This is a genomic window from Psychrobacter sp. Pi2-51 (assembly GCF_904846665.1).
Lineage (GTDB): Bacteria > Pseudomonadota > Gammaproteobacteria > Pseudomonadales > Moraxellaceae > Psychrobacter > Psychrobacter glaciei.
In genome coordinates, this window is sequence record NZ_CAJHBP010000011.1 from 24,553 (window position 1) to 50,572 (window position 26,020).

Here is a 26,020-nt window from a genome sequence, read left to right on the forward strand (position 1 = left end):
AAATTTATAAGACTAGCGATGATTATACGTATATCAATATCTTAATCGACTTGCAATACTGCTAAAAAGGCTTCTTGTGGAATTTCCACATTACCCACTTGCTTCATGCGTTTTTTACCTGCTTTTTGTTTAGACAGCAGTTTCTTTTTACGAGAAACATCACCACCATAGCACTTGGCCAATACATCTTTACGCATGGCTTTGACGGTGCTACGTCCAATGATTTGACTGCCAATAGCGGCCTGAATCGCCACATCAAACATTTGGCGTGGTATTAATTCTTTCATTTTAGTAACAAGCGCATTGCCACGGTAACGAGACTGGGTTTCGTGCACAATCATGGCTAGGGCGTCGACTTTGTCACCGTTAATCAACACATCTATTTTAACCAGTTTGTCGACTTGGTAACGTTCAAAGTTATAATCAAGCGAGGCAAATCCACGTGACACAGACTTTAGGCGATCAAAGAAATCCATCACCACCTCGCCCATCGGAATATCAAATATCAGCTGAACTTGACGTCCCATAAAGCGCATATCAACTTGGACGCCGCGACGCTCAATACATAGCGTCATAACGTTACCCAAATAATCTTGCGGTACTAAAATCTGACAGCGGGCGATCGGCTCACGAAACTCTTCAATGTTATTAGGTTCAGGCAGTCTTGATGGGTTATCGACATAAATAATACTGCCATCTTTTTTTACAATCTCATAAATAACCGACGGTGCCGTGGTGATGAGATCCAAGTCATACTCACGCTCTAGGCGCTCTTGGATAATCTCCATGTGCAGCATACCCAAAAAGCCGCAACGGAAACCAAAACCAAGCGCATCTGAGGTATCTGGCTCAAAAAACAACGAGGCATCGTTAATTTGCAATTTTTGCAACGCTTCACGAAATTTTTCGAAGTCAGTAGATTCGACAGGGAACATACCGGCATAGACTTGCGGCGTTACCTGCTTAAATCCAGGAATACGATCAACGTCAGGCGTTTTGGCATGGGTAATCGTATCACCAACGGGCGCACCAGCAATATCTTTAATACCAGCAATAATAAAGCCAACTTCACCGGCTTCCAAGACACCCGTATCTAGAGGTTTCGGTGTGAAAACACCAATAGAGCCGACCAAGTGTGCCTCTTTGGTGGACTTGATATAGAGCTTGTCACCTTTACGTATGGTTCCTTGACGCACACGTACTAAAGAGACCACACCTAAATAATTGTCAAACCATGAGTCAATAATCAACGCTTGTAGCGGGGCTTCACGGTCGCCAGTGGGTGCAGGAATAAAAGCAACCAAAGCCTCTAGTAATTTATCCACACCAAGACCGGATTTCGCTGACACACGTGGGGCATCGACAGCATCGATACCAATGATGTCTTCAATCTCCTGAATAACACGCTCAGGCTCAACTTGTGGTAGGTCAATTTTGTTTAAAACTGCCATCACCTCTAAGCCTTGATCGACTGCGGTATAGCAGTTAGCGACCGATTGTGCTTCCACGCCTTGCGCCGCATCTACGACCAATAGCGCTCCTTCACAGGCAGCCAATGAACGCGAGACTTCGTAAGAGAAATCAACGTGGCCTGGCGTATCAATAAAGTTGAGCTGATAGCGCTCGCCATTTGGGTGGTCATAAAACAAAGTCACTGACTGCGCTTTGATGGTGATACCGCGCTCACGCTCAATATCCATTGAGTCGAGTACTTGCGCCTGCATTTCACGGTCTTGCAAGGCACCGCACATTTGAATGAAACGATCGGCAAGGGTCGATTTGCCATGATCAATGTGGGCAATGATAGAAAAGTTACGAATATTGGCTAATGCAGTCACAAAGCGCCTACTAAATTAAGGGTGATAGAATAATGATCGGTTCGCAAAAAGGGCAATAACATCCATTACTGCGACGTACCGATATATGCAGGTATTCTAGCAGTTTTCCACTGTAAAGTAAGGCGATTTTATTAGTAGGAATTGGAATGGCTGCTGACACTAACGACTGAATAGCGTTAATGGTTAAATAAGCGCTTAATTTAGCATTTTATAACGCAACGTTAAACGCTGTAATGAATCAAAGAACATTGATAGCCAACTCCTGCTTGATGAGCTATTTAGCCGTATCAGAGATTGCGCTGGTGTCTCTATTTATTTGCTTTAGATATTTGTACATCCATGGCGATCGACCATAAAAAGCCCCATTGATTTGTGTCTGCTCGATCAGATACTCACGGAATCTTAAATAGAACTCATTGTCTGGGTCTTTAGGATGCTGCCAAAAATCATCAAGCGGCTTTGGGTCGGTCAGTTTTGGGGTGTCGTAAATCGCCCGACCCATCACCTTAGTAGGTTTTTTGTGGTATACCGACTGCAATCCTGTTGTACTGTTAATCGTCACCATGCCGATACTATGCTTCATCAAGGTTGGTAGATGCATATCGCAGCCATAAAAGACGCGGTGACTGACCTGATAGCGTGTGGCTAAACTGGAGACCAATTCACGATAGTCTCGATGACCACGATCTAAGGGATGGTGTTTAAATACCAATAGCTGTGTTTGATTCGCATGACCTGCAAAGCTTGCAATGGCTTCATCAATAAACTGTACTATGTCATGATAATCACTATGATGGGTAATCTGCGAGTCATTATGGACTTGTAAGCTGATCAAGAAATAATTATCACTTTCTTGTTTGGTCAGCCTCTTTTGTAGTTGTTTATCAGGTAAATACCCTCGCAATTTACGCCATGGCGCTTTGAGCCACGCGATTGCCTCTTGCCATGCCGTCATGCCACGGTAATGTGAATAATGCGGATAGCGGCTTTTGTATAGCCAAGCGATAACATAATAAACAATAGCGGCAATACTTAGCCGATAAAAGCGATTGTGCGTATAGATTGGATGGTCATTGGCCTTTTTGAGCGCTTTAATATCTTCAGTATTTAGGCGTGAATAGCCATTAATACCATACTCTTGCAAGGTAATATAATCAGGTCGTAAATAGCCTTCTTCGAACACGAAAAATGAGGTGCCTAATTTTTCACTGATACAGGACGCTTGCGTATGATGTGGGCGACAGTCACCAAAACATACAATCGCATCAATATTATGCTCAGTAATAAAAACCTGCAACCAAGATGAAAAGTGCGCCAAAGTACCCGTATATTCATGCGTATTGGGGTGGCTATAAAAAAAAGCATCGCCTGCATTAAAGTTTACTTTACTCACTTGAATATTTTGAGTTTGCAAAAATGTAGAAAAACGGTCAAAAAATCCGCCCATCTTTCCCTGTAACAGCAAAACGTGTCGATGAGTAAGCAAATGAGACATCGAAGCTGCCATAGTATTGAATTACCATTAATTGAAGGATAAAAGATCAAAGCAAGAGTGGTCGTTAGACCGCGTGAATAGACATTAATTATCAATGATTATACCGAAAAAGCCCATACTTGTCGCAGTGGTTTTACATCACGCGTTCAAAGAAAACTAACGAAGCACGCTACGTAGACGCTGCTGCCATTGATGACGCTGCTGCATAAAACGGGTGGCAGCTTGGCGCTTCAACTGACTGGGTACGGCTGAAAGTTTTTTGGAAATAGAGATTGTTTTGACCGAATTATTATTTATTTCATTTTGAGTTGTGGCAAAAGCGTTATTTTTTGGCGGGTACAAGTAATCAATGACTTGCTCAACTTGCGCCAGCCCATAACCATTGGGAAGTCGATATAAAGGATAGTCTATCAACGTGCAATGCAGCAGTTGTTCAAGTGTCAATGCTGTTTCTCGTTTACGCCTGCTTAGATACTCAGCTTTTAATGGTAGCTGTGCATCAATATCAGTCGTTAGGCCCCAGCCTGCATAAAACGGTAAACCGTAGCAAGTCACTTTTAAGCCACGTAACAAGGCTTCAAATCCCGTCAATGAACTCATGGTATGCACCTCGTCGACACCCTCTAAACAGTCCGGCATCGCTGTATCATAAGCGACCGCTTGAACTTGTTTTAGATGCGCCTCTCCTACCTTACCTACACGCAATCCCGCCTCAACATCTGGATGAGGTTTATAAATCAGATAAGCATCTGGATTGTCTCGCTGTACACGCTCAATCAAGCCGCTATTGGTCTTAATTTCTGAACCACAATATTGCACCGATAAATCATCTTCGACTTGTCCAACGATAAGAATGCGGCGTTTTCCAGATACCTTTGCATTATGTACCCAAGAAGTATGCTGGCTATCAGCACTGCCGATATCGGTCCCAACATTGTATTTACTTACCCGCTGATTAAGCAACTTATCTTGAAGTTGTTTTATACGCCTACTTTGCTGTGGGCTCATCGCCTGACAATGACGTAATAACGTTTCCAAATCTGACGGCTGCGTCGCGTCATAGTAGATACCTTGCTTGTCTATAACCACTGACAATGGCGCCAGCAAGGTCGCACCCAAACCGTTTGAGCGAATAAACCCATCTTCCATACAGTAAATAGATGGCATCTGTAAATGCTGCTTGGAAATCTTGGTCTGTAGTTTTTTTTGTACCTGTTGACGCTTGGCTAGACCCCATACCAATAGCGGCTGCTGATAATTGACGCGTAAGTGATCAGGATGCAGCAAATTCTTGAGGCGTGGTTTGGGTTTTATAAAAAGAGTGGTACGGGGCAGATGAACGAAAGCCTTCACAAACGGCAGCTTCCAGCGGCTAAACTCATATACCGTCAAATTACCCTCAAGGCGTCCTTGCCAATAGCGATTAGTCACTAGCCATTCTATCGCTGTATCAATGTCACAGGCTTGCTTGGTGGCTGGATCTACATAGCGGCTGTAATCGATATAGCCGCTATAAAATAACGTTTCTAACGTCGCAGATGTTTTTTTAGCAAATGATGTAGGAAACAACGCAGGATTTGAATGTTCCCGAGCCTCTAGCAGTTTGCTGACAAGTTTTTGACGACGTTTCTCGACCGCTTTAAGCAGATTTTTGGGTGCACCGCTGTCATCGGTCAGTCCCCAGCCACTATACCAATTAACACCAAAGCAATGCACTGTTTTACCGAGCATCAATGCTTCAAAGCCCATATGCGAGCTAACGGTATAAACATCGCTAACTTGCGTTAATAATTCGATAGGGTTAAGCGTTTGGGTTAATAGTCGGACGTTTTTTGGCAGCTTTAAATTGGTTAGATATCCTGATTTTGAGGCAGGGTGAGCCTTGATCCAAATATGAGCATTTGGATGACTGCGGCATGCAGATTTTAACATCTTCTTAAACTGACGTTTGTTCGCACCAGCACCTTTAATAGACGCGTCGCCAACCACTTGGTCAATCAATAAAATATGCGATGTTGAAGCGCTTTCTTTTGGATTTGTATTTTCTTCATCAGCCAACTTGTCCAATGATGGACAATCGATAACTGAGTTGTACTTGCTAAGCTTTTCGTCGCATATACGTACCATCAGTTGTCGAGCGCGTTCTTCATCTATACTTTTATTATTGGTCGTAATAGCATATTTAGTACGCTCAATAATCAGTTGCTCAAGGCGTGAGTGCTGCGTTAAATCAAAGTAGATACCAATATCATCAGTGACGACGCTCAGCCCATAGCGGCTACTAAGTCCTGAATTTAACGACCGTAAGAAGCCATCTTCAATACTTAGCGTTGTAAGCTTCTGCCGTTTGGCAGCATGCTTTGCTCGTTGATAGCTTTTCTTATGACCCCAACCGATAAAGGCATCAGGGGTTTCAACCCCTATATTAAGGCGTTGTTGCAAGCTTGACCAAGGATACCAGCGCTGAATGTCTGCTCGTAGGACACTCGATAGTAAAAGGTTATTACGGCGCATACCTTTACCTACTACCGCCAGACGTTTTGGTGCTTTGGGTTTTAATACCTCAGGTTTCAATACTTCAGGCTTCGGTAATGGCGACAATAGTGCATCATCAAAGGTAGACATTCCTTGCATCTCATCCTTATGCTTTACACTTTTTGCCATTCTCGATACCTTTATTAGTCATTGATGTCTCAATCTACATAACCAGTATGAACCGTTATAGATCTAATACAACCTTAGCCGCAATTGCCAATTGATAGATAATTTGCGATAAGCCACGAGCAATTTCCACACGCTTGGTTTTGACTTTCGGGAGCACCATAATCTCATCACCCTGCTGAATACGGTAGGCAGTGTTGACCACTTCGCTGGCGCCATTTTGATGAATAATCAAAATTTCTTTAACGTCGGCATTATCAGAGAAACCACCAGAATTGGCAACATAATCGCCAACGGTATAATCAGGATTAAAGGTAAGTGCGCCTTGTGCTCGTACTTGACCATTAACTGTAATGACTGATGTTTGCGCGGGTATCTCAATAATATCGCCTTGTTGCAGAATAATATCCTGCCACGAGTTTGGCACAACAACAATCTGACCATCAGTCTGTACATTACGAGCCTTGGCGACGAACTGCTTAACCAGTGCAGCATCATCTTGGCGTAGTGCTGCTTCTTCACGAGTCGTTGACTGAGTGGCTAGTGTTAACTCTTCCAAACGATCAAGCGATTCATTAATCATGCGTTTTTGTTGCTCAGCAACAGATTGACGATATATGGTTAGATGCGTCAGTTTCGCCAGTGGACTCGGCTGCAATTGCGGGACGATATCTTTTAGGCGAGCACCGTATGGTACAACCATCGCGCCATTACCCGTATGCGCACCTTTTACCTGTACAGCAATTGTGCCTGCATAGCGATCTGAGGTCACTACCATTTGATCGCCATTATAGACAGGGACATTCTGCGCTTCTGCAAGCGAATAATACTCTGCCGTTTGCGCTCGTCCTGCACTGCGAGTGATACTAACGTTGGTAGCATTCGCTGCTGGACTGGCCACTTGTAATACGTCACCAATGGTCAAATCATTCACATCAAATTCAAAGGTGTATTCATTCTGAACTTGCCCACCCACTACAAACGTTTTTTTCTGCGGCGCAACCGTAATCACATCACCATCACGAAACGCAAATGATTGCAGTTTACCCGCCAGTAAAAAATCATATAGATTGACTTGCTGTAGCATCTGACCATTGCGCTTGATTTGGATATCAATATAACTACCACGTGTTGGGTCGACGCCACCTGCACGATCTAAATAAGACAATACCGAATCTGCGGCAAGTCCACCGTAGTAACCAGGTTGTTTGACAAAGCCAGTCACGAAAACTTTAACCGGTTGCGCTTGCTCTAAAGATGCATAAACACCAACGTTTGAGCGGTAAATACGACTGACAGCGCTTTTGACCACGTTTTGTAGACTGCCATTTTGCACACCAGAAATACGGACTGGACCAACATTAGGCAAAAAGATATTGCCTTGCGGATCAACAGTTGTCGTTGCAGCATATTGATACGCACCCCACATCCGCACCTGTACATTATCACCGGGGTTGATCACATAGCTGTCGTTAAAGGTGGAGCCAGAAGTCGTCGAGAACGCGCCGCGAAATAACTGTTCGCCAAACATCAAATCTTGGGTATTGATATCTTGATAAGGTCGTGTGGTGTTAATAACCGACTGACTCGGTAAGCTTGCTGCAGCGACTGCCTCTTGAGTCGTTGCTTGACCTGGCACACCGCCAGCAAAAGCTTGCGTTGAGACATTGATATTGCTGCGGTTTTGGTCTTGACTCATGCTATTGCTACTAGTGCCAAAGCTAGATCCTGATATTTGATCCGCATAACTGGTCGCTGCGAGTGCTGAGATGCTGGTCGCAGCCATCGTCAAGCTCATTACCTTAATCATCGTCACGATAGGACGTGGTTTCATGTTCATGCGTTGTATTCCTTTGCAGATCTGTCGATCATTACTGGTATCTGGTTTGTCAAAACTGCCTTGATCAAATCTAGCTACGATGGTCACGAACCACTGCCATCACTAAACGTACGAAGCCATAAAGCATCAAAAGCAATGCAAGCGATGTCCAAATAATATAAATGTGACGTGGATATGATGACTCTTCAGCTTCATAAGGAGTTGAAATCACAATCAAGTTTTTCATCTTTTTAAAGGCTTCTAAACGTGCCTTTTCAAGCGATGATAGTGACAACTTATATAGTTCAGTGGCAAACTCAACGTCGGCTTTAATCGTCTCAAACTGTACCGCTTGACGGTTCAATTTGGTGGTGTTTGGTGACGTCAATTTGGTTTGTTCTTGATTGATTTGTTCTTCAACCGCTTTTATCTGACTTCTTAACGACACCACTTGCGGTGCATCTGGGTTCAAATAGCTGAGCAGTTGTCGCTCTTCTGTGCGCAATGAGCTAAGCTGCGCTTGTAAGCTACCAATCAGCTGATTAACAATTTGCGCATTGGCTTGCGGATCATAAATCTCATTTTCGTTTTGATAGTTAAGCAGCTGCTCTTTGGCATCATTCAAGCGAGCTTGTGACTCATCGAGTTGCGTCTCTGCAAATACTAGCTGATCACGAGCAACCTCTTGTGAGATACGGTTTACAAACTGCTCAGACTCACTCAAAATCGCTTTATTAAGCTCAAAAGCATAAGCCGAATCAAAGGCTTCTGTCGATACCGAAAGCACATAGCTTTGTTCGTCAAGATTGATATGGACACGACTTTTAAAATATTCGAGTAAATCTTCTTGCGAGGCGTCAGGGTCAATTTCATTGAGCGGATCTGAGCCATCAACATGATAAGCTTCTCGGAACTTGAACTTGTTATCGAGGCGCTTCACCATATCGTTAGACAAGATATATTCAGTCAGATAGGTGGCATCTTCTTTACTGGTGCTATTCACACCCAATAAGGCCGATAAACCGCCACCAGAGGGCACACTAGACTCGCTTACTTGTTTCACAACCACGTCAGCGGTCGAGATGAAGCGCGGATGTGCAAGTGTCATGACATAAAATATCACTAGCACCCAAGGAATGATCACTAAGCCGATAAATAACGAGATGTTAGCTATCTTACTTTTTTGCTTTGTGGATATGCTTTTCATAAACCTCAATCGCTTCTGTTGTATCGTCAAACACGTGTGCTGTCTGATCCATTAAAACAATGCCAATATCGCAATTACGCTTAATATCACCAATATTGTGTGACACTATTAAAAACCCTGCTTGTGCGCGTCGCGCTGCCAAAATCTCTTCACTACGCTTACGAAAAGCCGCATCACCAACCGCACCTGCCTCATCGAGCATATAGTAATCAAAATCAAACGCTAAGCTTAAGCCGAACGTTAGACGTGACTTCATTCCTGACGAATAACTCTTAACTGGCATATCAAAATAGCTGCCAATATCAGCAAACTCTTCTACGAAACGAATTTTTTCATCAATATAAGATCCACTTGAATAAAGACGACAAACGAAACGGACATTTTGACGACCGGTCAAGCTACCCTGAAAACCACCTGCCACACCTACAGGCCATGAAATCGTCGAGTCAGTTATGATTTCTCCGTGATCAGGCTGATCTAGTCCACATATAATACGCAGCAAAGTCGATTTACCCGCACCGTTGCGACCGAGCAATCCGACATTCTGTTTATCACCAATAGTCAGGTTCAAATCTTTAAATAGATAATGCCGACCTTGCTTGGTCATAAATGACTTAGAAACATTCTTAATTTCAATCACTTATTTACCTTTTCTTCTGTCTTACATAGCCATATTTAACGCGAACGAATCATGTCACGCTCAGCATACTTATAGAGCAACAATCCTAAAAAATTCATCGCAAACATCCATTTCAAAAAATACCCTATATCAATATGATCTGCTGGATAATTAGGCGCGAATGCATGCCTTATCAGCTCAATGTTATGAATAAACGGATTATAGAGCAGATAGCTAAAATATGGCTCAGGAACGATATGAATTGGATAAATAATACCAGAAGTAAAATATAGTATCGTAAAAAATATAGTTATTACCTTGCTAATTTCGCCGCCGTAGAACCCAACAACCATCATGATTAAAGCAACACCAAAGCTAAATATAAACAGCGTAATCCAGCAAAATAGTACAATATGCAAGTTTTCTAAATTGGCATAAATATCAAAGAAAGCCAAGCCAAGCAACAATAATATTGACGTAAAAAAATAAATAACCAATTCTAAAAATGAGCGCGCAATAATCACATCAATGTGCTTGATCGAACGATACATCAACAGGCCTTTATTTGCCTCAACAGCTCCTAATGCTCTCGTTGCTATTTTCTGAAACATACGGAAGGGAACCATACCCGCTACTAAGAACAAGGAAAAATCCATTCCAGGCACTAAACGTTCACGAATAGCACCAAAAATCACTAAAAATATCAGTACTTGAAAAAGAACCTCAAGCGGTGCCCAGAGGTAACCCAAACGGTAGCCACCAAAGCGTGTTTGCAGCTCACGCATCAATAATGCATGAAATGCGGCACCCATGACTTTGAGGCCACTACGATGCTTAATTGGACGATAAGGAGGTAATTGTACAGACATGGCGTTACAGGACTTTACCGAAAACAGCCCCTATGATAAGTAAGCGCGACATAAGTTACAAGAATTAATCTGTGTCTAGACAGATAAACCTATGATTTAGCAAGAAAACAGTAAGTAAATATAATTGAGCACTCTATTTACATTCCTGCAAAATATCGTTTTCACTGATTTATTTTAGGCAAAAAAAAACCAATCACGAAGGATTGGTTTTTTTTAATGTTACTAGTCTTGCTATAGATGGTGGCGATGAAGAGACTTGAACTCTTGACCTCACGATTATGAGTCATGCGCTCTAACCAGCTGAGCTACATCGCCATTTTAGGCTCGGTATTATGCCCAAGTTGACTAACCTCGTCAACCCCCAAAAGGCATTTTTTCGAAAAAACATGGCATTTTCTGCAAATAAATACTCACCAACATACAGTAAGCATTTTATAAATACAATTTCAGCCATTAAAAAGGTTTGGTAAACCGATAAGCCGGGTTCTGTCGTGGACAATCATTCCTCTAGGCGTACAATCGCTCGTACGCTCAAGCAACCTACCCGCATCGAACGCGGGCCGCGCCATGCCGATGCCTATTTGGTCTTGCTACGCGTGGAGTTTACCATGCCGTGAACTGTTGCCAGCCACGCGGTGCGCTCTTACCGCACCCTTTCACCCTTACCGATGACATGAATATCTTGCGATACCCATATAAGCCAAAGGCGGTCTACTCTCTGCTGCACTGGTCGTCAAGTTACCCTGCCCAGCCGTTAGCTGGCACGCTGCCCTATGTAGCCCGGACTTTCCTCCCCTGCTCATCTGTTGCCAGTATGCAGCGGCGATTGCCTAGTCTACCAAGCGCGCTAGTATAGCAAATCTAATCGCCGTCTAGGAATATCTTTTACGCTTATTTTCATTCACAATGAATACTATTCGTAAACCACTCAAATAAAGCTCTTTGGCAAAGACCATGTCTGATACTTAAACGCTGTTTTAGTATCAGACATTGCATGGTTTTCTAATTGGGGTAACTGTAGCCAGTGTGTCGTTGGATAATGTTGCTGTAGATGGTTCTGTAAAAACTCAATCGTGCTATCAGCTATCTCGACGTCAGTATTATCGGTATCGTCATGGATATGATTATAGACAACAGTATGAACCTGTAAGCCGCGCTGGGTAATAGCTTCGAGACTAAGCAAGGTATGATTAATGCTACCCAAGCGACCCGAAGTAACTAAAATAATCGGATAGCCTTGAGCAGCAATGTAGTCTAAGACGAATAACTGCTCAGTAATGGGCACTAGTAGCCCGCCTGCGCCTTCTAATAACACTACTTCATAATCAACTTGCAAACTTTTTGTAGCGCTCGTAATAACCTCAGGATCGAGTGTTTGTTTGGATAGTCTACTCGCAAGATGCGGTGAAGCAGGTTTTTTATAACGATAAGGACAAGTAGTAAAATCCAAATCACACGGCTGTAGCGGTATGTCCATTAACGCGCGGTGCATGATAATATCGTCAGCAATACCCATTTCACCGGTCATTGGATTGACACTAACGCCCGTTTGGACTAACTTTTGAGTGATAACGTTTGTGCCTTGCTGCATTAAGGCTTTTGCAAGCATACCTGTGGCATAGGTTTTGCCGATATCGGTATCGATACCAGAGATGAATAGCACGCTCATAGCGGAACTCTATCGGTCGTAGGGATTTGACCCAAGTAAGCAGTGACGACGGTTAGTAATGACTGGCATAACGTTACCAGCTCATCATCAGTGATGATGTAAGGCGGCATAATATAGACCAACTTACCAAAGGGTCTGACCCAAATACCATTTTCAATCAGCAATGTTTGAAAGGTTGGCATATCAACGGCTTCTTGCAGCTCAATCACTGCTACCGCGCCTAGACAACGCACCTCGGCAACACCATTTAACATAGCAGCTGGAGCAAGCTGTTGCTCCATGACAGATTGCATATTGGCTGTACGCGCTTCGATATCATAGGACAGTATTAAATCAATTGAGGCACAAGCAACAGCACATGCCAACGGATTACCCATAAAGGTTGGGCCATGCATTAGAGCTGGATAATCGCTTTGGCTAATGGTATCAGCAATATGGCGCGTACATAAAGTCGCGGCAAAGGTCATATAGCCGCCAGTCAAGGCTTTACCAATCGTCATGATATCAGGGCTAATATCGGCATGCTCGCAAGCAAACAGCTTGCCACTACGCCCAAAACCAGTGGCGATTTCATCCGCAATCAGCAACACCTCATGTTGATCACACAGCTGACGTAATAGTTGCAAGTATTCAGGACTATAAAAACGCATGCCACCAGCGCCTTGGATAATTGGCTCGATAATAAAGCCTGCCAGCTGTTCGCTATGCTCATCGAAAAACGTCGTCAGTGCGGTGCGTTCTTCTAACGTTAAAATGCGCTCAAACCCTAATGGCGGGGCAGGAACAAAGTGCTGCATCGGTAATTGTTTGCCATACAAGCTGTGCATACCATTAATAGGGTCGCAAACACTCATCGCGTGCCACGTGTCGCCATAATAACCAGAGTGGGTTGAAGCAAACTGGCATTTTTGTGGACGCTTGGCGGCAATCTGATATTGCAATGCCATCTTAAGCGCAACTTCTACCGCAATACTGCCGCTGTCCGCATAAAAAATAGCCTCTAAACCAGCAGGCACAATATCGAGCAGCTTTTTGCCTAAATCTATCGCTGGCTGGTGCGTCAAACCACCAAACATGACATGCGCCATTTTGCCTAACTGCTCAATCATCGCCGCATTTAGTTTGGGATCATTATAGCCATGTGCACTCGCCCACCACGACGACATGCCATCGATCAGGCGCGTACCATCTTGGGTAATGATATAAATGCCCTCAGCACGATCAATAACGATATTGGGATAAGTCGGTGGTAGGCTGGCATATGGGTGCCAAAGGTGCTGCTGGTCAAAGTCGCTCGTTATCTGGCTTGCATTTATCGTCATTACATTGTCCCTAAAGCGCTTTAAATCCAGATGTTATCAATAGTATATGAGTCACTTATTGACCAGTAATGCGTTTGTATTTAGACATCAAATCACTTTCAGTTTCGACATGGTTAGGATCATGAGGAATACAGTCAACCGGACAAATAACCACGCATTGCGGCTCATCGAAATGACCGACGCATTCCGTGCATAAATCAGGATCGATGACATAGATATCATCGCCTTCTGAGATGGCTTCGTTTGGGCAGGCAGGCTCGCACACATCACAATTGATGCATTCATCAGTAATTAATAGCGCCATAAACTGCTCCTTATTGTTTATTCTTAGCCTATATGCTGTAGCTATGAGCTTATTAAAGGGCTAGCTGTCTTTAATATCCAGCTTTTTTGTAAAAGCCTGTGCCACACACGGAGGGACAAATTTATTGACATCGCCGCCAAGTCTGGCAATTTCGCGAATCATCGTCGACGAGATAAATGAATAATTCTGAGAAGGGGTCAAAAACACCGCTTCAAAGTTTTCATCGAGCTCGCGATTCATATTAGCGAGCTGAAACTCATATTCAAAATCCGACATCGCCCGTAGACCACGCAATACCGCAGTGGCGTTTTTTTCACGCATAAAATCTACTAGCAAGCCTTCGAAACCAATGACCGAAACTTGGGGTAAATCTTCAAACACGGTCTCTACTAAAGTGACGCGCTCTTCAAAATTAAACAACGGTTTTTTATGATGTCCTGATGCAACGGCGATGACGACCTCATCAAACAGCTTAGTTGCGCGCTTGACCAAGTCCACATGACCATTGGTAATCGGGTCAAAGGTGCCAGGATATAAAATCTTGGTGTGCAGCTTTGAGGAATTAGAAGTAATAGAGTGGCTCATAACATGGCTAATATAGTCGGTAATATTACGCCATATGCTAGCAAATTTTGCCCGAACTTAATACTTATCTGCTACATTTGTCCTAACAGCTGACTTACATTTTTGTGAGGTGCTTTGCTACAATAGGCGGTTCGACTCATCCGTCTTATCATTCAAATGTGAGATAATCCAATTAAACGGGTTAGGATGAGGAATTAGTAGGACTGGTCAGATAAGAACACGATACTTTTGAGTGATTCTTATGGAGAAATTATGTCAAAAAAATCAAAAAAACCGGAAAATCAAATTTGTGCGAACAAAAAAGCTAGACACGAGTACTTCATTGAAGAAACGTTTGAGGCAGGATTGTCGTTACAAGGTTGGGAAGTAAAAGCCATTCGCGCGGGCAAAATGACCATTACCGAAGCTTATATCATCTTCCGTAATAACGAAGCATTCCTATTTGGCGCGCATATTCAGCCGCTACTATCCAGCTCGACGCATGTCAGCCCAGACAGTATCCGTACTCGTAAACTGCTGCTCAATCGCCGCGAAATCGAAAAATTGATGGGTGCAGTTAACCAAAAAGGCTATGCCTGTGTGCCATTATCCTGCTATTGGAAAAACTCGCTGGTGAAATGTCAAATTGGCTTAGCACTGGGTAAAAAGCAACATGACAAACGCAAAACGCTTAAGGATCGTGATTGGGAACGTGATAAGCAACGTGGCTTTAAACAGCATTTAGATTAATGGATGAATGAAACGATTCACTTTAATCTAAGGTAAAAAGGACGGCTCGATTAATTGAGCCGTCCTTTTTTATCGCTTATCCATATTGTCAATCGTAGCTTTTACGCAACTTGTTTTTTGACCGAAGACGATAAGTTTTTGCGAGCGCGGCGCAGTTGGCGAATGCCATGAGTAACCAAACAAGCAATACCCAGCCAAATCAAGCCATAGCTATAAATCATCGCTGATTCAAATGGATTGCCCAATACGGTGATGGCCAGTATAAACAATAATGCAGGCTCCAAATAACTCATCATGCCGTAAACATTCACCGGCAGCATTTGGCTGGCATCCACGTTGGTTTTCATGGCTAACACACTCATGACACCCAGTCCCGCCAGCATCATGATAAAAAAACCAGAGCCGCTAACGAGTATTAAACTACTAGGTGCTATCAAAAACAAATAAGCCAAAGCAAATGGTGCGAATATCGTTAAATCGACCAATAATCCAGTCACAGCACCGATTCCTTGCAGACGACGCAAGATATAATAAATAGGATACGTACCGCAGACCCAAAGCGTTGCCCAAGAGATACTTTGCGTACGGATAATTTCAATGCCGACCCCTAGTGCGGCAAAGCCAACCGCCAGCCATTGCAGACGGCTTAACTTTTCGCCAAAAAAGACACAGCCAAATATAACCATCATTAGTGGGAATAAGAAATAACCCATCGCGGTTTGTACACCTTGCCCATTCACGGGTGCCCACATAAATAACCAAAACTGGCTTAAGAATACCGGCGTTGGTAATAACAACCACACCCATTGCTTCACAGTACCTAGCGCTTTTAATTTATCAATATGAACACCTAAGCGCCCACTAATCAGCAAATATCCTATCAGTGCCGCCCACATCGCGAGCATACGCCAGATAAACACTTGCGTACCTGACAATGGCGCTAAAAAGCTGCTGTAAGCATAAAGTACACCAAACAATAAATTCGACAGCACGGCCAACGCTACGCCTAACATTAATGTGCGCTGCTGTGCGCTACCTGCTGTCCAAATAGTAGGCAGTGGCAAGCGCGAAACAGTTGTTGCGAGCGTATTTGCAAAGACAGTAGAAAGGATGGAAGTAGACATAAAAGCACCGTACATTTAAATAGATATTAGGAGAGCAGCTATTAGCTTTGATTTGTCATGACTAAGCTTTTTTGAGCTCTAGGCTCTGATTGCTAAGCTTTGATTGTTGATCTTGATTAACAGCATCTATTTTACGAATTAACGATGAGATATTATTGCTATAACAACCCATTTATAAATAAATTTATCTTTTTGAGCGCTCAAAACTGAATATTTTCTTATCTTTTAATTTATAGTGATAATAATGATAAAAACGGATAATGAAAGCATTTCATAGAAGGTAGAACATAATGAGCCAAATTTTAGATGATATCGATAAAGCGATTTTAAATTTGCTACAAGACGATGCGACCTTGCCATTAAAAACGGTGGCAGAACAAGTGCATGTGTCTATCGCTACTGCCCAGCGCCGTATCCAAGCATTGATAAGCAACGGCGTGATTACTAAGCAGGTCGCTATCGTTGACCCAAACAAGGTGGGTTACGGACTGACTGCCGTGGTGATGATAGAGATGGCGCGCTCTAATACCTCGATGCAGCATAGGTTTGAGCGCTTGATGAATACACAGCCACAGGTCATGAGCTGCTATGAAGTATCAGGTGACGCGGATTTTATGTTGATGGTCAATGCAAAAAATATGAGTGATTACCATCGATTCACGACGGGTTTGCTCACTTATGAGAATAATGTGCGCAATTTTAAAAGCCAATTTGTGATGAATTTTACTAAAAGTGGTACAAAGATTTTATTGGATTGACGCTAGCATGATGATTTGTTTGCGATGAATAGAACTTTTATAAAATATTAGAATTGAGCGTTAGAGCGCGTCATGAACTAGCATAGGAACTCATTCATAACGCGCCCCAGCACTAGATCAAAACAGCTTTTCGACCACTGCTTTTGGATGACTTTGTTTGGCAATCTCCGCCACCTGAAATAAAATGTCATCAGCCTCGACAGGCCCTACAATATTGCATAAGCAGACGTAAGCAAGTTGAAGCACATTATTTAAAATATACATATCATGAGGTACTACAGGACGACCGCCATCTAAAAATTGACTAATGTTAAGCGTATGCCCTTTGAAGGTGCGTTCTTTCGAAACAGCTTGGTGCAAGGTCTGAAACAGACTGCGATTATCTGGTGCGGTCAATTGATTGTTAAACGCTTCCATTACCGTATAAAATGCTTGAACCCCTTCAAATTCAGACTTTTGTCCATTAACAGTATTAGCCTCAGTAGCTGCCTCAGTCGATTGATGACTGGCTGCTTGCATCGCACCCCAAAAATCTTTACGGATATCAGACCGATAGGGTTTTAGCTTAGGATAGCGTTTTGTTGCCTCCAAAACGCACTGTTGCATCATTTTTATGGAAACCGTAGGATACTGTCGCCATTGAACCGTGAGAAGCAATACTTCCTCATGATTTAAATATTTTTCCAATACTTTTGCCATCGCGGACACGGTTTTTTCTACTGATTGAGTTTCGATAGTCATCAGTTTTCTCCTATAAATGCCGCTCTGTTAAACTTTTAGAATCAAACATCTGCTTTTGAAACTCGGGATAGCCTATCTCTGCATGCTCGGTATAGTCAAGGCCACGTTGCTCGTGGAGGCGACTGGCTTTTAAGCCGAAAGTCATATCAATGAGTTTGTACATCACCAAACCTAAGCCCAAGGCCCAAGCGAGCGCCACACCCACACCTAGGGCTTGCACACCCAAGCGTGATAAGTTGAACAAATCCCCTGAATAGAACAATCCAGCCGCCAGTGTGCCCCATGCTCCGCCGAAGCCATGAACCGCAACTGCTGATACCACATCGTCGATTTTTAGCTTCAATAAAGCTTGGGTCGCTAGGATATAGACCACTGAGGCGATCGCACCAATGATAATGGCAAACACAGGCGTCGTCGTTGCACACCCTGCAGTAATGGATACTAGACCGATTAAACTGGCGTTGACACTATCGCTGAGCAAGATAGCTTTGTCTAAAACCCTCGATATGATCATATAGCTCACCACAGCACTGACAGCTGCGACGAAAGTATTGACTGCTATCAACCCAATATTGCCAGTAATTGATAATGTCGAACCGGCATTGAACCCGAACCAACCGAACCACAATATAAAGCCGCCAAGAGCCAGTAACGTCATGTTATGTCCTGCTATCAATCTAGGCGTGCCATCAGGTGCAAAACGTCCCAATCTCGGGCCAATGACCAAAATACCAGCCAGCGCCAACCAACCTCCAATAGAATGCACAACGGTAGAACCCGCAAAATCAATAAAACCAAGCTCGGTAAGCCAGCCTGTACCACCAAAATAACCACCCCAAACCCAACTGGCAAACACCGGATAGATAAGCAGGCAAATAAGACAGGCGGCTACCGCGTACCCAATAAATGACACGCGCTCCGCCATAGCGCCACTAGCAATCGTAACGGCTGTCGCTGCAAACATCATCTGAAAAAACATCAGTGCCCAATCAAGGTTAGACAGCTCTACTGGCATAAAATGATCAGTACCAAAAAACCCAGAGTCATTGGTGCCCATCATTAGTCCAAAACCTACCAAATAAAACGCCAGACCACCAATACACATATCAGTATAGTTTTTCATCATCACATTCACAGCATTCTTCGCCCGTACTGAGCCACTCTCTAGCAAGGCAAATCCTGCCTGCATAAAGAACACCAATACCCCGCCCCATATAATCCAAGCAATGTTTTGATATTCGAGCAATTGCGTCACCGTTAATGTGGCCTCCTCAGCAGCATTGGCACTATTGGTTGCCCCAGCCAGTAAACCGATCATCAACAGGGTCTTGAATAATGACGACTTAAATAAAACAGATATCGCATCCAGCCTAAAAGATAATTTCTTCACACACTTCTCTCCAAACAATTATTCAGCAAATCAACATCTATTAATGCTCTACTCTTGCTAATCCATATAGACAAGTAGGCTCTAATAAAGAGAGAGCAAAACGTATGCCAAAATGCACTTTTCTCGTGAGGGAAATAACACTGCAATACCAAAATAGAAGCCCCCAGTATAAAGACCATCTTTAGACCTACCGTCACCCCTAGTACTAAATCTGGATTAGAACTAATCAACTATCCCATCTTGAATCATATTTATGAGAATAATGTGCGCAACTTTAAAAGCCAATTTGTGATGAATTTCACTAAAAGTGGTACAAAGATTTTATTGGATTAGCAATCTCGACAAGCATTGGTTTATTGAGTTAATTAAAAGTAGCTAAGTCGCGCTCAAACAAGGTACGATACCAACGAAAGTTTGGCAAAAAATAATAGATACCACCTCAATAGTCCGTCGGTATAGTCGATTCAATTTAAAAGTAGTACAAGGCAACCGAGTGTAGATGTATATGTGATACTTCAAGCGAGGTTAACGCTGTAATACTTTTATAGTGGAATGACTATAGTAGACAAGGAAGCCTTAGCATGACTAAAAATACCCGTGCCATTAAAAAAGAAGAAAGTAATAATCCAGCATTAAAAGCATTAAGCTTCAAAACAGTGATAACAGGGGTGTCACTTGCGGCATTGCTCGTCACCTCAGGCTGTGCCACTAGCTCATTATTAGACAGTGACAATCGAGTCAACACCACAACGACTAAGAGTGTGTTGTCTGAAGATCAAATTGTGGCTTTTGGTCGTCCTGCACAGGCATTACCAAAAACGCCAAATGCGACAATGGTAATCATCGGTGAAAAGAACAGCTATGTGCTGACCCAAGGCGGGACGGAAATGGTCAATTTACTCACCAATCTAACGCCAAAGAACATCCAAGTCGATAATGACATGAGCTTTTCTGTGCCCAATAATGACGGCTATTTTCAAGGAGAAATGAAGCTTTCTTACGCCAAACTAAAAGATGAGTTTAAACGTTCTGATTACCAGTTCTTTTTGCAAAATAATGGTAAAGAGTGCACCTCAGCAAGCGATCAACGTATCAATGCTCAGCGCTTTTGCTTTAGCGTTCCTGTCAAAGGCGCTATCTATCCGCAGGTCAGTAATTTAAGCCTGATACAGTCGAACTATCGCGCCTTAACCAAGCCTTATATGGTTAGCTTTCATACAGAAACACAGCAAGACCAAGTCATTCGTAGTGGAGCAAATACGGCGCAAAAATTGGTCTTATTACCCTTTGCCCTAGCTTTTGATGTTGTGACTTTCCCATTGCAATTGTTAGACAATTAAAAAACTTGTCAGCCAATGCATTGATCACCTCCTGACTCATAATCTAAAGCAAGAATGGTTCTGCATTTCTCAAAACCATTCTTGTTGATAGGCTGATAGATTGTCTTACACTATCAATAACTTATCGCCAATCGCCCCTCATAGAATAGGTCGCATAGTGAAGGCAATTCATGTTAAAATGAGCGCTTTTAAATTCGCCTTTATTATCAGTGAGTAATAAAGGACGTCTTTTTAGTGCCAATTTTCTAATTAACAGGTCCGCCCATGTCTGCCGATACCATCGCCCGCACTGCCTTTAAACAAGGCACCAAGCCACTTTATGATTATGACAAACATTGGGCGAGCTGCTACGAGCCTGCGCCTTATCTACCGATGAGCCGTAAAGAGATGGACGATCTGGGCTGGGATGCTTGTGACGTCATCATCATCTCAGGCGATGCTTATGTCGATCATCCAAGTTTTGGTATGGCGATTATTGGTCGCTTGTTAGAAGCACAAGGCTTCCGCGTCGGTATCATTGCTCAGCCAGATTGGAAGAGCAAAGACGCCTTTATGGAACTGGGTAAGCCTGTCTATGCCTATGGCGTGACCGCGGGTAACATGGACAGCATGATCAACCGCTACACGGCAGATCGCAAAATCCGTAGCGATGACGCTTACTCACCAGGTAATGTCGCTAATAAACGTCCCGACCGTGCTGCTATCGTTTATAGCCAGCGCTGCCGCGAAGCTTATCCTGATGTGCCAATTATCCTAGGCGGTATTGAAGGCAGCTTACGCCGTATCGCGCATTATGACTATTGGTCAGACAAAGTCCGTCGTAGTATCTTGCTGGATGCCCGTGCTGACGTCTTATTGTATGGTAATGCTGAACGCGCTATCGTCGATGTGGTGCATGGCTTATCAAAAGGCTATAGCTTTGAGCAAATGAGTAAATTGCGTGGTACGTCTTATCTGTTGACACCGACACGCCGCCATTGGCAAGCTGGCATGACCGAAGTTGCCAGTAATGATGTCGATACCGTCGGCCGTGTCGATCCTATTATTAATCCATATGTGATGACTGAAGATATCGATAGCTGCTCAATCGAACAAGACAAACCAAGCGACTCACCCGTTGGGCAAGCCATGTCATCTATGTCGTCACAATATAAAGGCTTTGTCGCTGAGCCAGTCACCAATAAAGTCATCAACGCTGAACAAGTCGATGAAGAAACGCAAGTGGTACAACTGCGTGGCTTTAATAAGCCCATGACGGCGCGTAAACATAAACTCAAAATGCCACCACGTGAGCAAACGGTGATTCGACTGCCTGATTATGAGCACGTCAAATCTGACCCTGTGCTTTATGCCCATGCCAGCCGTATTTTGCATCTGGAAACCAATCCAGGGAACGCTCGTGCGCTGGTACAGCGTCATAGCAGCGGTGCTGGTAACTCGCATACCTCGATTGACGTTTGGCTGAATCCACCACCGATTCCACTCTCAACCGAAGAGATGGATTACGTGTTTGACTTGCCGTATGCCCGCCTGCCACATCCAAGCTATGGCGATGCGCGCATCCCTGCTTATGACATGATTAAGTTTTCGGTCAATATCATGCGCGGCTGTTTTGGTGGTTGTACATTCTGCTCGATTACTGAGCACGAAGGCCGCATTATTCAAAGCCGCTCAGAAGACTCTATCTTGCGCGAAGTGGAAGCGATTCGTGATACTGCACCCAACTTCACTGGCGTGATATCTGATCTTGGTGGCCCAACGGCTAATATGTATCGTCTCAGCTGTAAAGATGAAACGATTGAAAAGAACTGCCGCAAGCCGTCTTGCGTCTATCCTGATGTCTGCGAAAACTTGATTACCGATCACAGTAATTTAACCAAGCTGTATCGCAAAGCGCGTGATATCAAAGGCGTGAAAAAAATCCTTATTGCCTCAGGTCTGCGTTATGACTTGGCAGTAAAAGACCCTGAATACGTCAAAGAATTGGTCAGTCATCATGTCGGTGGTTATCTAAAAATCGCCCCTGAGCACTCTGAAGAAGGCGTGCTATCGAAGATGATGAAGCCGGGCATGGGCAGCTATGATAAATTCAAAGCCATGTTTGAGCAGTACAGTCAAGAAGCAGGTAAAGAGCAATATCTGATTCCTTACTTTATTGCCGCGCATCCGGGCACGAAAGATGAAGATATGATGAACCTTGCGCTTTGGCTAAAAAGTCACGGCTACCGTGCTGACCAAGTGCAGGCATTTTATCCAAGCCCGATGGCGACAGCGACCACCATGTATCACACCCATAAAGATCCGCTACATAAGGTCAGTCGTGATGAAGGTGATATGGATATCGTCAAGTCTGGCAAGCAGCGTAAATTGCACAAAGCCTTTTTGCGCTTCCATGACCCAAAAAACTGGGTGATGTTGCGTAAAGCATTGCAAGATATGGGTCGTAGCGATTTGATTGGTAAAAATCGTGGTTGCTTGATTCCACCATTTAACGCCAGTTTAGAAGGTCGCGATGCCGCACAAGACAGTTACCAATCGGCGCGCAAAAAGAACAGCCGCTTAGGTAATGATTCGGTGAAGCGCAGCAATGGCTCAACCAATAACAATGTCGTTAGTAAGAATACCAAAAAGAAAGTGAGCAAAGGTAATTTCCAGACACAGCATACGGGTCTGCCGCCACGCAAAACTAAGTAATTAATTCCGCTGACCAAACTTATAAAGTAAGCTTGGTCAACGACAGCTTAGGTATCCTTATCAATAAAAATCGCCCATCGGCTCTCAAGCTGATGGGCGATTTTTATTTGCCTAGTCAACTGTGAGTATCTATATTCAGTGAAAAAGTCAGTGAAAAGTAATATCGACACATGACGCACTGGTGATATCAATTTTTCTTGCTTGCTGTACCTGTGCAGACAAAGGCTACAAAAAATTAATATCAGCAGCATCGTATTTTTTTTGGGGTATTTTGACTATGGGGCGTCCCCTAAATGAATTATTACCCGAATAACGTCCCACTTAAATTAGGAATTACATTAGTCATCGGTTAAGTAAGAAAGCTAATAGGTAACAAACAATTTCTAACATTGCGCTGACTGTATTTTCGCTACTATGGCGCCATATGCTTAACGCATTATTAAGAACAGTTAAATGAATCAAGTTAATACTTTGGAGAAAACGATGAAAACGATAACTAAAATTGTCACTACCCTACCAGCCCTTGCTCTATTGAGTGCTTGCGCCACTACCGCACCGACTACGCCAGATACCACTGATACCCTTGTTCCAGAAAAAGTGACAGCCGCTTATGATCGTATGGCATCAGCGCCTTATACTTGTACTGATGACAGCAAAATCATGGCAAAGCAGTCTATTAATAAAAAACAAGTGATGCTAAACGCGACATTGCCTAAAGCAAATTGGGCAGATCAACCAATCATCTTAAATGGTGAGGTAAAAGGCGATGTAGCAAGTTACGTCAATGAATCAAACCCAGAAGCTGTCTATGCATGGCACATGAAAGGCGACAAAGGTATTTTTGCCATCAAATGGGCAAATGGTAAAGAATACCAAGTAAACTGCCAAATATAATCAGTAGCCACAAGCAAAAGCTAGCATAAATAGTAAATAAATAAGCGAAAAAACAGTCATCCTATGGTGGCTGTTTTTTTGTGCGCATTTTTTAAGAATATGCCAGTTGCTTCGATATTTTCATATTCAATATTTTTACAACAGGCGCTTGTTTCCTCCATTTCGCTAGAGAACCGTAAAGAAAGCTGTCAAACTAGCAGGTAGAGTACATTAATCATGACCAATAATAAAAAGGATAACTCGATGGCTAAGCGTCTGATAAGTATGATGGTAATTGCAACGGCAAGTATGTGGGCGCTGACAGGCTGCAATAACGCTGCCGATTCTGTTGATGCTACCGACCAAACCCCTGAGGCAGCGGCGACAGCAGCAGATTCATCGACGCCAAAAGGCGAGCCAGCAGTCGGTACGATAGACTGGTCATTGGTAGACAGTGGTGAAAAGCCTGCTGACCCCACCAACTATCAGTATCCGTTTGCGCTCGATAGTCAAAACGTCCGTGATTATGCGGATTACTTCAAAGTGGATGCTGCGACTGCTCAACACAACCTCACAATAAGTATGGCAAGTAACGAGGCGCTATCGAAAGCCTTGGATCAGCTGAGTGAGACCTATGTCTCACACGAGGTAACCGATGGCAATGAAATGACGCTTATCATTCATACCACGCCCGATGTCGCTGCTAGCAGCTACGATTATGTGCTGTCTGATGATTTTGCGAAAGGGTTGGTGTTACCTATCGTGATACAGCCAGATGGTAAGAAAGGTGATGCGAAGGCGCATGGGGAAATGGTGGAGTAGAAGGCTAGATGTGTCTTGAAAATTCCTAGCGTGGGTTGGATGTAACCCATGCTACATTTAACTTTAGATGAAAGCAGTAGTTGAAATACCTCATTTCTACTATCATTTTTTAATTTGGAATCTCAGATATAGTCTTTTTTAATAGTTTTTTGAACTCATCATAACAACCTGTCGCCTTTTTGAACTCTTCGATATTTGCCTCGAATAACTCATTTCTATCAAGTGGCTCTGTGCCACCATAACTATAGACAACTGAAAATTCATCTTCGATTTCTACTTCTAAAAAACTACCATCCGCATTTTCTCGCATTTCCGTCATCTTCTTGATGGCTCTATTAACAGGAGATACAACACCAGCTGTTATCCTTGGTGCAATTGAATGGCTGCTTAAGTTTCTATAGTCTTGAGTTGATTGTTTTTGATATAGATAACCATTCAATGCTGACAATTTATCAAAAAACTCAGCATGGTTGCTGAAAGATAAAACTTTTCCTAATATTTTCTCCTTCATTGGTCGAGAAGGATATTGAGGTTTCAGCTTAGGTAGTCTCGCATCGTAATCCGCAATTTTATCTTCATAGTTCTCATCGGTAGCTAAACGGATTTGATGAAAACCCTCGATACCAATATTAATCAGAGCATCTTTGACTCTGCTTGGTGCAAACAAACATTTATCAATAATTAATTTTACAAACTCACTTTCAATTTCCCACTCATCTTGTCTTTCTTCCTTATAAGACTCCAACACTGTATTCCATGAATACCAACGATGAAGTAGGTGATTCCATTCATTAAGAAGATTAGTAACCTCTCTTAAGTCAGCTACTATCATCTCATTACCAAGAACACCTATATTTTTGTCATTAATGAAATCAAATTCGTATTTCAAATAAGATAGACTAGGTTTCAAGTCTTCAGATAAATAAATTTGCAAATATTCTTCATAAGCAGTTTTTAATAGTTCAACGTATTTTATTTGACTTTCTAACATAATAACTCCTCATTTGATAAGTTACGCATTCGCTAACCCACCCTACACAGCTTCCGCAACGTACTTTATTTACAGGCAATGTCTTTGCTTTTGCGCGAGGGACGAGCGCCGAGTAAACCATTAAAGGATAACGGCTCATGACCCGCATATTTGCCCATTTTGAAAGCACT

21 protein-coding genes, 1 tRNA gene and 1 other RNA gene are annotated in these 26,020 nt (G+C 43.1%); 6 read left to right on the forward strand and 17 right to left on the reverse strand.

The window, feature by feature from the left end; genetic code table 11:
• Nucleotides 1–41 precede the first annotated feature (41 nt).
• From lepA to coaD, 13 genes are all read right to left on the reverse strand, one after another.
• A complete protein-coding gene (gene lepA / locus JMY08_RS07720; RefSeq protein ID WP_189582726.1) occupies nucleotides 42–1,838 on the reverse strand; it encodes a translation elongation factor 4 in 1,797 nt (598 codons plus the stop codon).
• Between the two features lie 274 nt (nucleotides 1,839–2,112).
• On the reverse strand, nucleotides 2,113–3,345 hold the full coding sequence (locus tag JMY08_RS07725; protein WP_201592705.1) for a capsule biosynthesis protein: 1,233 nt from the start codon (nucleotides 3,343–3,345) through the stop codon (nucleotides 2,113–2,115).
• Nucleotides 3,346–3,489: 144 nt separating this feature from the next.
• Complete coding sequence (locus JMY08_RS07730; protein ID WP_227679630.1) at nucleotides 3,490–5,997, reverse strand: capsular polysaccharide biosynthesis protein; 2,508 nt, start codon at nucleotides 5,995–5,997, stop codon at nucleotides 3,490–3,492.
• 55 nt (nucleotides 5,998–6,052) lie between these two features.
• On the reverse strand, nucleotides 6,053–7,834 hold the full coding sequence (locus JMY08_RS07735; protein ID WP_201592707.1) for a polysaccharide biosynthesis/export family protein: 1,782 nt from the start codon (nucleotides 7,832–7,834) through the stop codon (nucleotides 6,053–6,055).
• A gap of 70 nt (nucleotides 7,835–7,904) precedes the next feature.
• The gene (locus JMY08_RS07740; RefSeq protein WP_201592709.1) at nucleotides 7,905–9,020 is read right to left on the reverse strand and encodes a capsule biosynthesis protein; all 1,116 of its coding nucleotides are present in this window, start codon (nucleotides 9,018–9,020) and stop codon (nucleotides 7,905–7,907) included.
• Nucleotides 8,989–9,660 (reverse strand): ABC transporter ATP-binding protein, encoded by a 672-nt coding sequence (locus JMY08_RS07745; RefSeq protein ID WP_201592710.1) that lies wholly within the window; start codon nucleotides 9,658–9,660, stop codon nucleotides 8,989–8,991. The genes JMY08_RS07740 and JMY08_RS07745 overlap by 32 nt, the downstream gene beginning before the upstream one ends.
• Nucleotides 9,661–9,695: 35 nt before the next feature.
• Entirely contained in the window at nucleotides 9,696–10,451 is a 756-nt protein-coding gene (locus JMY08_RS07750) for an ABC transporter permease (protein ID WP_227679631.1), read from the reverse strand.
• A 295-nt stretch (nucleotides 10,452–10,746) separates the two neighbouring features.
• A tRNA-Met gene (locus JMY08_RS07755) sits at nucleotides 10,747–10,823 on the reverse strand.
• Nucleotides 10,824–10,967: 144 nt separating this feature from the next.
• Nucleotides 10,968–11,350: RNase P RNA component class A (gene rnpB, locus JMY08_RS07760), an RNA gene on the reverse strand.
• A gap of 86 nt (nucleotides 11,351–11,436) precedes the next feature.
• A complete protein-coding gene (gene bioD, locus JMY08_RS07765) occupies nucleotides 11,437–12,177 on the reverse strand; it encodes a dethiobiotin synthase (protein WP_201592712.1) in 741 nt (246 codons plus the stop codon).
• Nucleotides 12,174–13,499 carry an adenosylmethionine--8-amino-7-oxononanoate transaminase gene (gene bioA / locus JMY08_RS07770; protein WP_201592713.1) on the reverse strand — a complete coding sequence of 442 codons (1,326 nt, stop codon included), beginning with the start codon at nucleotides 13,497–13,499 and terminating at the stop codon, nucleotides 12,174–12,176. Before bioA ends, bioD begins: the two co-directional genes overlap by 4 nt.
• A 55-nt stretch (nucleotides 13,500–13,554) precedes the next feature.
• Complete coding sequence (locus JMY08_RS07775; protein ID WP_025651626.1) at nucleotides 13,555–13,803, reverse strand: YfhL family 4Fe-4S dicluster ferredoxin; 249 nt, start codon at nucleotides 13,801–13,803, stop codon at nucleotides 13,555–13,557.
• Nucleotides 13,804–13,863: 60 nt separating this feature from the next.
• Nucleotides 13,864–14,388 carry a pantetheine-phosphate adenylyltransferase gene (coaD, locus tag JMY08_RS07780; RefSeq protein WP_201592714.1) on the reverse strand — a complete coding sequence of 175 codons (525 nt, stop codon included), beginning with the start codon at nucleotides 14,386–14,388 and terminating at the stop codon, nucleotides 13,864–13,866.
• Between the two features lie 252 nt (nucleotides 14,389–14,640).
• Here coaD and smpB point away from each other — a divergent pair, with 252 nt between their 5' ends.
• Nucleotides 14,641–15,117, forward strand: a complete 477-nt coding sequence (gene smpB, locus JMY08_RS07785; RefSeq protein ID WP_201592716.1) for an SsrA-binding protein SmpB — start codon at nucleotides 14,641–14,643, stop codon at nucleotides 15,115–15,117.
• 101 nt (nucleotides 15,118–15,218) lie between these two features.
• On the opposite strand, the gene rarD is transcribed toward smpB, so the two are convergent.
• A complete protein-coding gene (gene rarD, locus JMY08_RS07790) occupies nucleotides 15,219–16,241 on the reverse strand; it encodes an EamA family transporter RarD (protein ID WP_201592718.1) in 1,023 nt (340 codons plus the stop codon).
• Nucleotides 16,242–16,531: 290 nt separating this feature from the next.
• On the opposite strand from rarD, the gene JMY08_RS07795 reads away from it, so the two are divergent.
• Nucleotides 16,532–16,999 (forward strand): Lrp/AsnC family transcriptional regulator, encoded by a 468-nt coding sequence (locus JMY08_RS07795; RefSeq protein ID WP_189582755.1) that lies wholly within the window; start codon nucleotides 16,532–16,534, stop codon nucleotides 16,997–16,999.
• Between the two features lie 117 nt (nucleotides 17,000–17,116).
• Here the strand turns inward: JMY08_RS07795 and JMY08_RS07800 are convergent, their stop codons facing one another.
• Together JMY08_RS07800 and JMY08_RS07805 are read right to left on the reverse strand one after the other, a co-directional pair.
• On the reverse strand, nucleotides 17,117–17,740 hold the full coding sequence (locus tag JMY08_RS07800) for a hypothetical protein (protein WP_201592719.1): 624 nt from the start codon (nucleotides 17,738–17,740) through the stop codon (nucleotides 17,117–17,119).
• 10 nt (nucleotides 17,741–17,750) lie between these two features.
• Nucleotides 17,751–19,058 carry an ammonium transporter gene (locus tag JMY08_RS07805; protein ID WP_201592764.1) on the reverse strand — a complete coding sequence of 436 codons (1,308 nt, stop codon included), beginning with the start codon at nucleotides 19,056–19,058 and terminating at the stop codon, nucleotides 17,751–17,753.
• Nucleotides 19,059–19,711: 653 nt separating this feature from the next.
• On the opposite strand from JMY08_RS07805, the gene JMY08_RS07810 reads away from it, so the two are divergent.
• From JMY08_RS07810 to JMY08_RS07825, 4 genes are all read left to right on the forward strand, one after another.
• Entirely contained in the window at nucleotides 19,712–20,470 is a 759-nt protein-coding gene (locus JMY08_RS07810) for a hypothetical protein (protein ID WP_201592721.1), read from the forward strand.
• A gap of 264 nt (nucleotides 20,471–20,734) precedes the next feature.
• Entirely contained in the window at nucleotides 20,735–23,164 is a 2,430-nt protein-coding gene (locus tag JMY08_RS07815) for a YgiQ family radical SAM protein (protein ID WP_201592722.1), read from the forward strand.
• Between the two features lie 483 nt (nucleotides 23,165–23,647).
• Nucleotides 23,648–24,058, forward strand: a complete 411-nt coding sequence (locus JMY08_RS07820; RefSeq protein ID WP_201592723.1) for a hypothetical protein — start codon at nucleotides 23,648–23,650, stop codon at nucleotides 24,056–24,058.
• A gap of 243 nt (nucleotides 24,059–24,301) precedes the next feature.
• Nucleotides 24,302–24,859, forward strand: a complete 558-nt coding sequence (locus JMY08_RS07825; RefSeq protein ID WP_201592724.1) for a hypothetical protein — start codon at nucleotides 24,302–24,304, stop codon at nucleotides 24,857–24,859.
• 109 nt (nucleotides 24,860–24,968) lie between these two features.
• On the opposite strand, the gene JMY08_RS07830 is transcribed toward JMY08_RS07825, so the two are convergent.
• Complete coding sequence (locus tag JMY08_RS07830; protein ID WP_201592725.1) at nucleotides 24,969–25,850, reverse strand: hypothetical protein; 882 nt, start codon at nucleotides 25,848–25,850, stop codon at nucleotides 24,969–24,971.
• Between the last annotated feature and the right edge of the window lie 170 nt (nucleotides 25,851–26,020).

Bases quoted from the DNA above. Each gene is read 5' to 3' on its own strand.
- JMY08_RS07795 (WP_189582755.1), top strand. From the start codon at position 16,532: ATGAGCCAAATTTTAGATGATATCGATAAAGCGATTTTAAATTTGCTA.
- rarD (WP_201592718.1), bottom strand. From the start codon at position 16,241: ATGTCTACTTCCATCCTTTCTACTGTCTTTGCAAATACGCTCGCAACA.
- JMY08_RS07805 (WP_201592764.1), bottom strand. From the start codon at position 19,058: ATGATCGGTTTACTGGCTGGGGCAACCAATAGTGCCAATGCTGCTGAG.
- JMY08_RS07810 (WP_201592721.1), top strand. From the start codon at position 19,712: ATGACTAAAAATACCCGTGCCATTAAAAAAGAAGAAAGTAATAATCCA.
- JMY08_RS07730 (WP_227679630.1), bottom strand. From the start codon at position 5,997: ATGGCAAAAAGTGTAAAGCATAAGGATGAGATGCAAGGAATGTCTACC.
- JMY08_RS07825 (WP_201592724.1), top strand. From the start codon at position 24,302: ATGGCTAAGCGTCTGATAAGTATGATGGTAATTGCAACGGCAAGTATG.
- JMY08_RS07815 (WP_201592722.1), top strand. From the start codon at position 20,735: ATGTCTGCCGATACCATCGCCCGCACTGCCTTTAAACAAGGCACCAAG.
- JMY08_RS07725 (WP_201592705.1), bottom strand. From the start codon at position 3,345: ATGGCAGCTTCGATGTCTCATTTGCTTACTCATCGACACGTTTTGCTG.
- JMY08_RS07740 (WP_201592709.1), bottom strand. From the start codon at position 9,020: ATGAAAAGCATATCCACAAAGCAAAAAAGTAAGATAGCTAACATCTCG.
- JMY08_RS07775 (WP_025651626.1), bottom strand. From the start codon at position 13,803: ATGGCGCTATTAATTACTGATGAATGCATCAATTGTGATGTGTGCGAG.
- JMY08_RS07750 (WP_227679631.1), bottom strand. From the start codon at position 10,451: ATGGGTGCCGCATTTCATGCATTATTGATGCGTGAGCTGCAAACACGC.
- coaD (WP_201592714.1), bottom strand. From the start codon at position 14,388: ATGAGCCACTCTATTACTTCTAATTCCTCAAAGCTGCACACCAAGATT.
- bioA (WP_201592713.1), bottom strand. From the start codon at position 13,499: ATGACGATAAATGCAAGCCAGATAACGAGCGACTTTGACCAGCAGCAC.
- JMY08_RS07735 (WP_201592707.1), bottom strand. From the start codon at position 7,834: ATGAACATGAAACCACGTCCTATCGTGACGATGATTAAGGTAATGAGC.
- bioD (WP_201592712.1), bottom strand. From the start codon at position 12,177: ATGAGCGTGCTATTCATCTCTGGTATCGATACCGATATCGGCAAAACC.
- smpB (WP_201592716.1), top strand. From the start codon at position 14,641: ATGTCAAAAAAATCAAAAAAACCGGAAAATCAAATTTGTGCGAACAAA.
- JMY08_RS07830 (WP_201592725.1), bottom strand. From the start codon at position 25,850: ATGTTAGAAAGTCAAATAAAATACGTTGAACTATTAAAAACTGCTTAT.
- JMY08_RS07820 (WP_201592723.1), top strand. From the start codon at position 23,648: ATGAAAACGATAACTAAAATTGTCACTACCCTACCAGCCCTTGCTCTA.
- JMY08_RS07800 (WP_201592719.1), bottom strand. From the start codon at position 17,740: ATGACTATCGAAACTCAATCAGTAGAAAAAACCGTGTCCGCGATGGCA.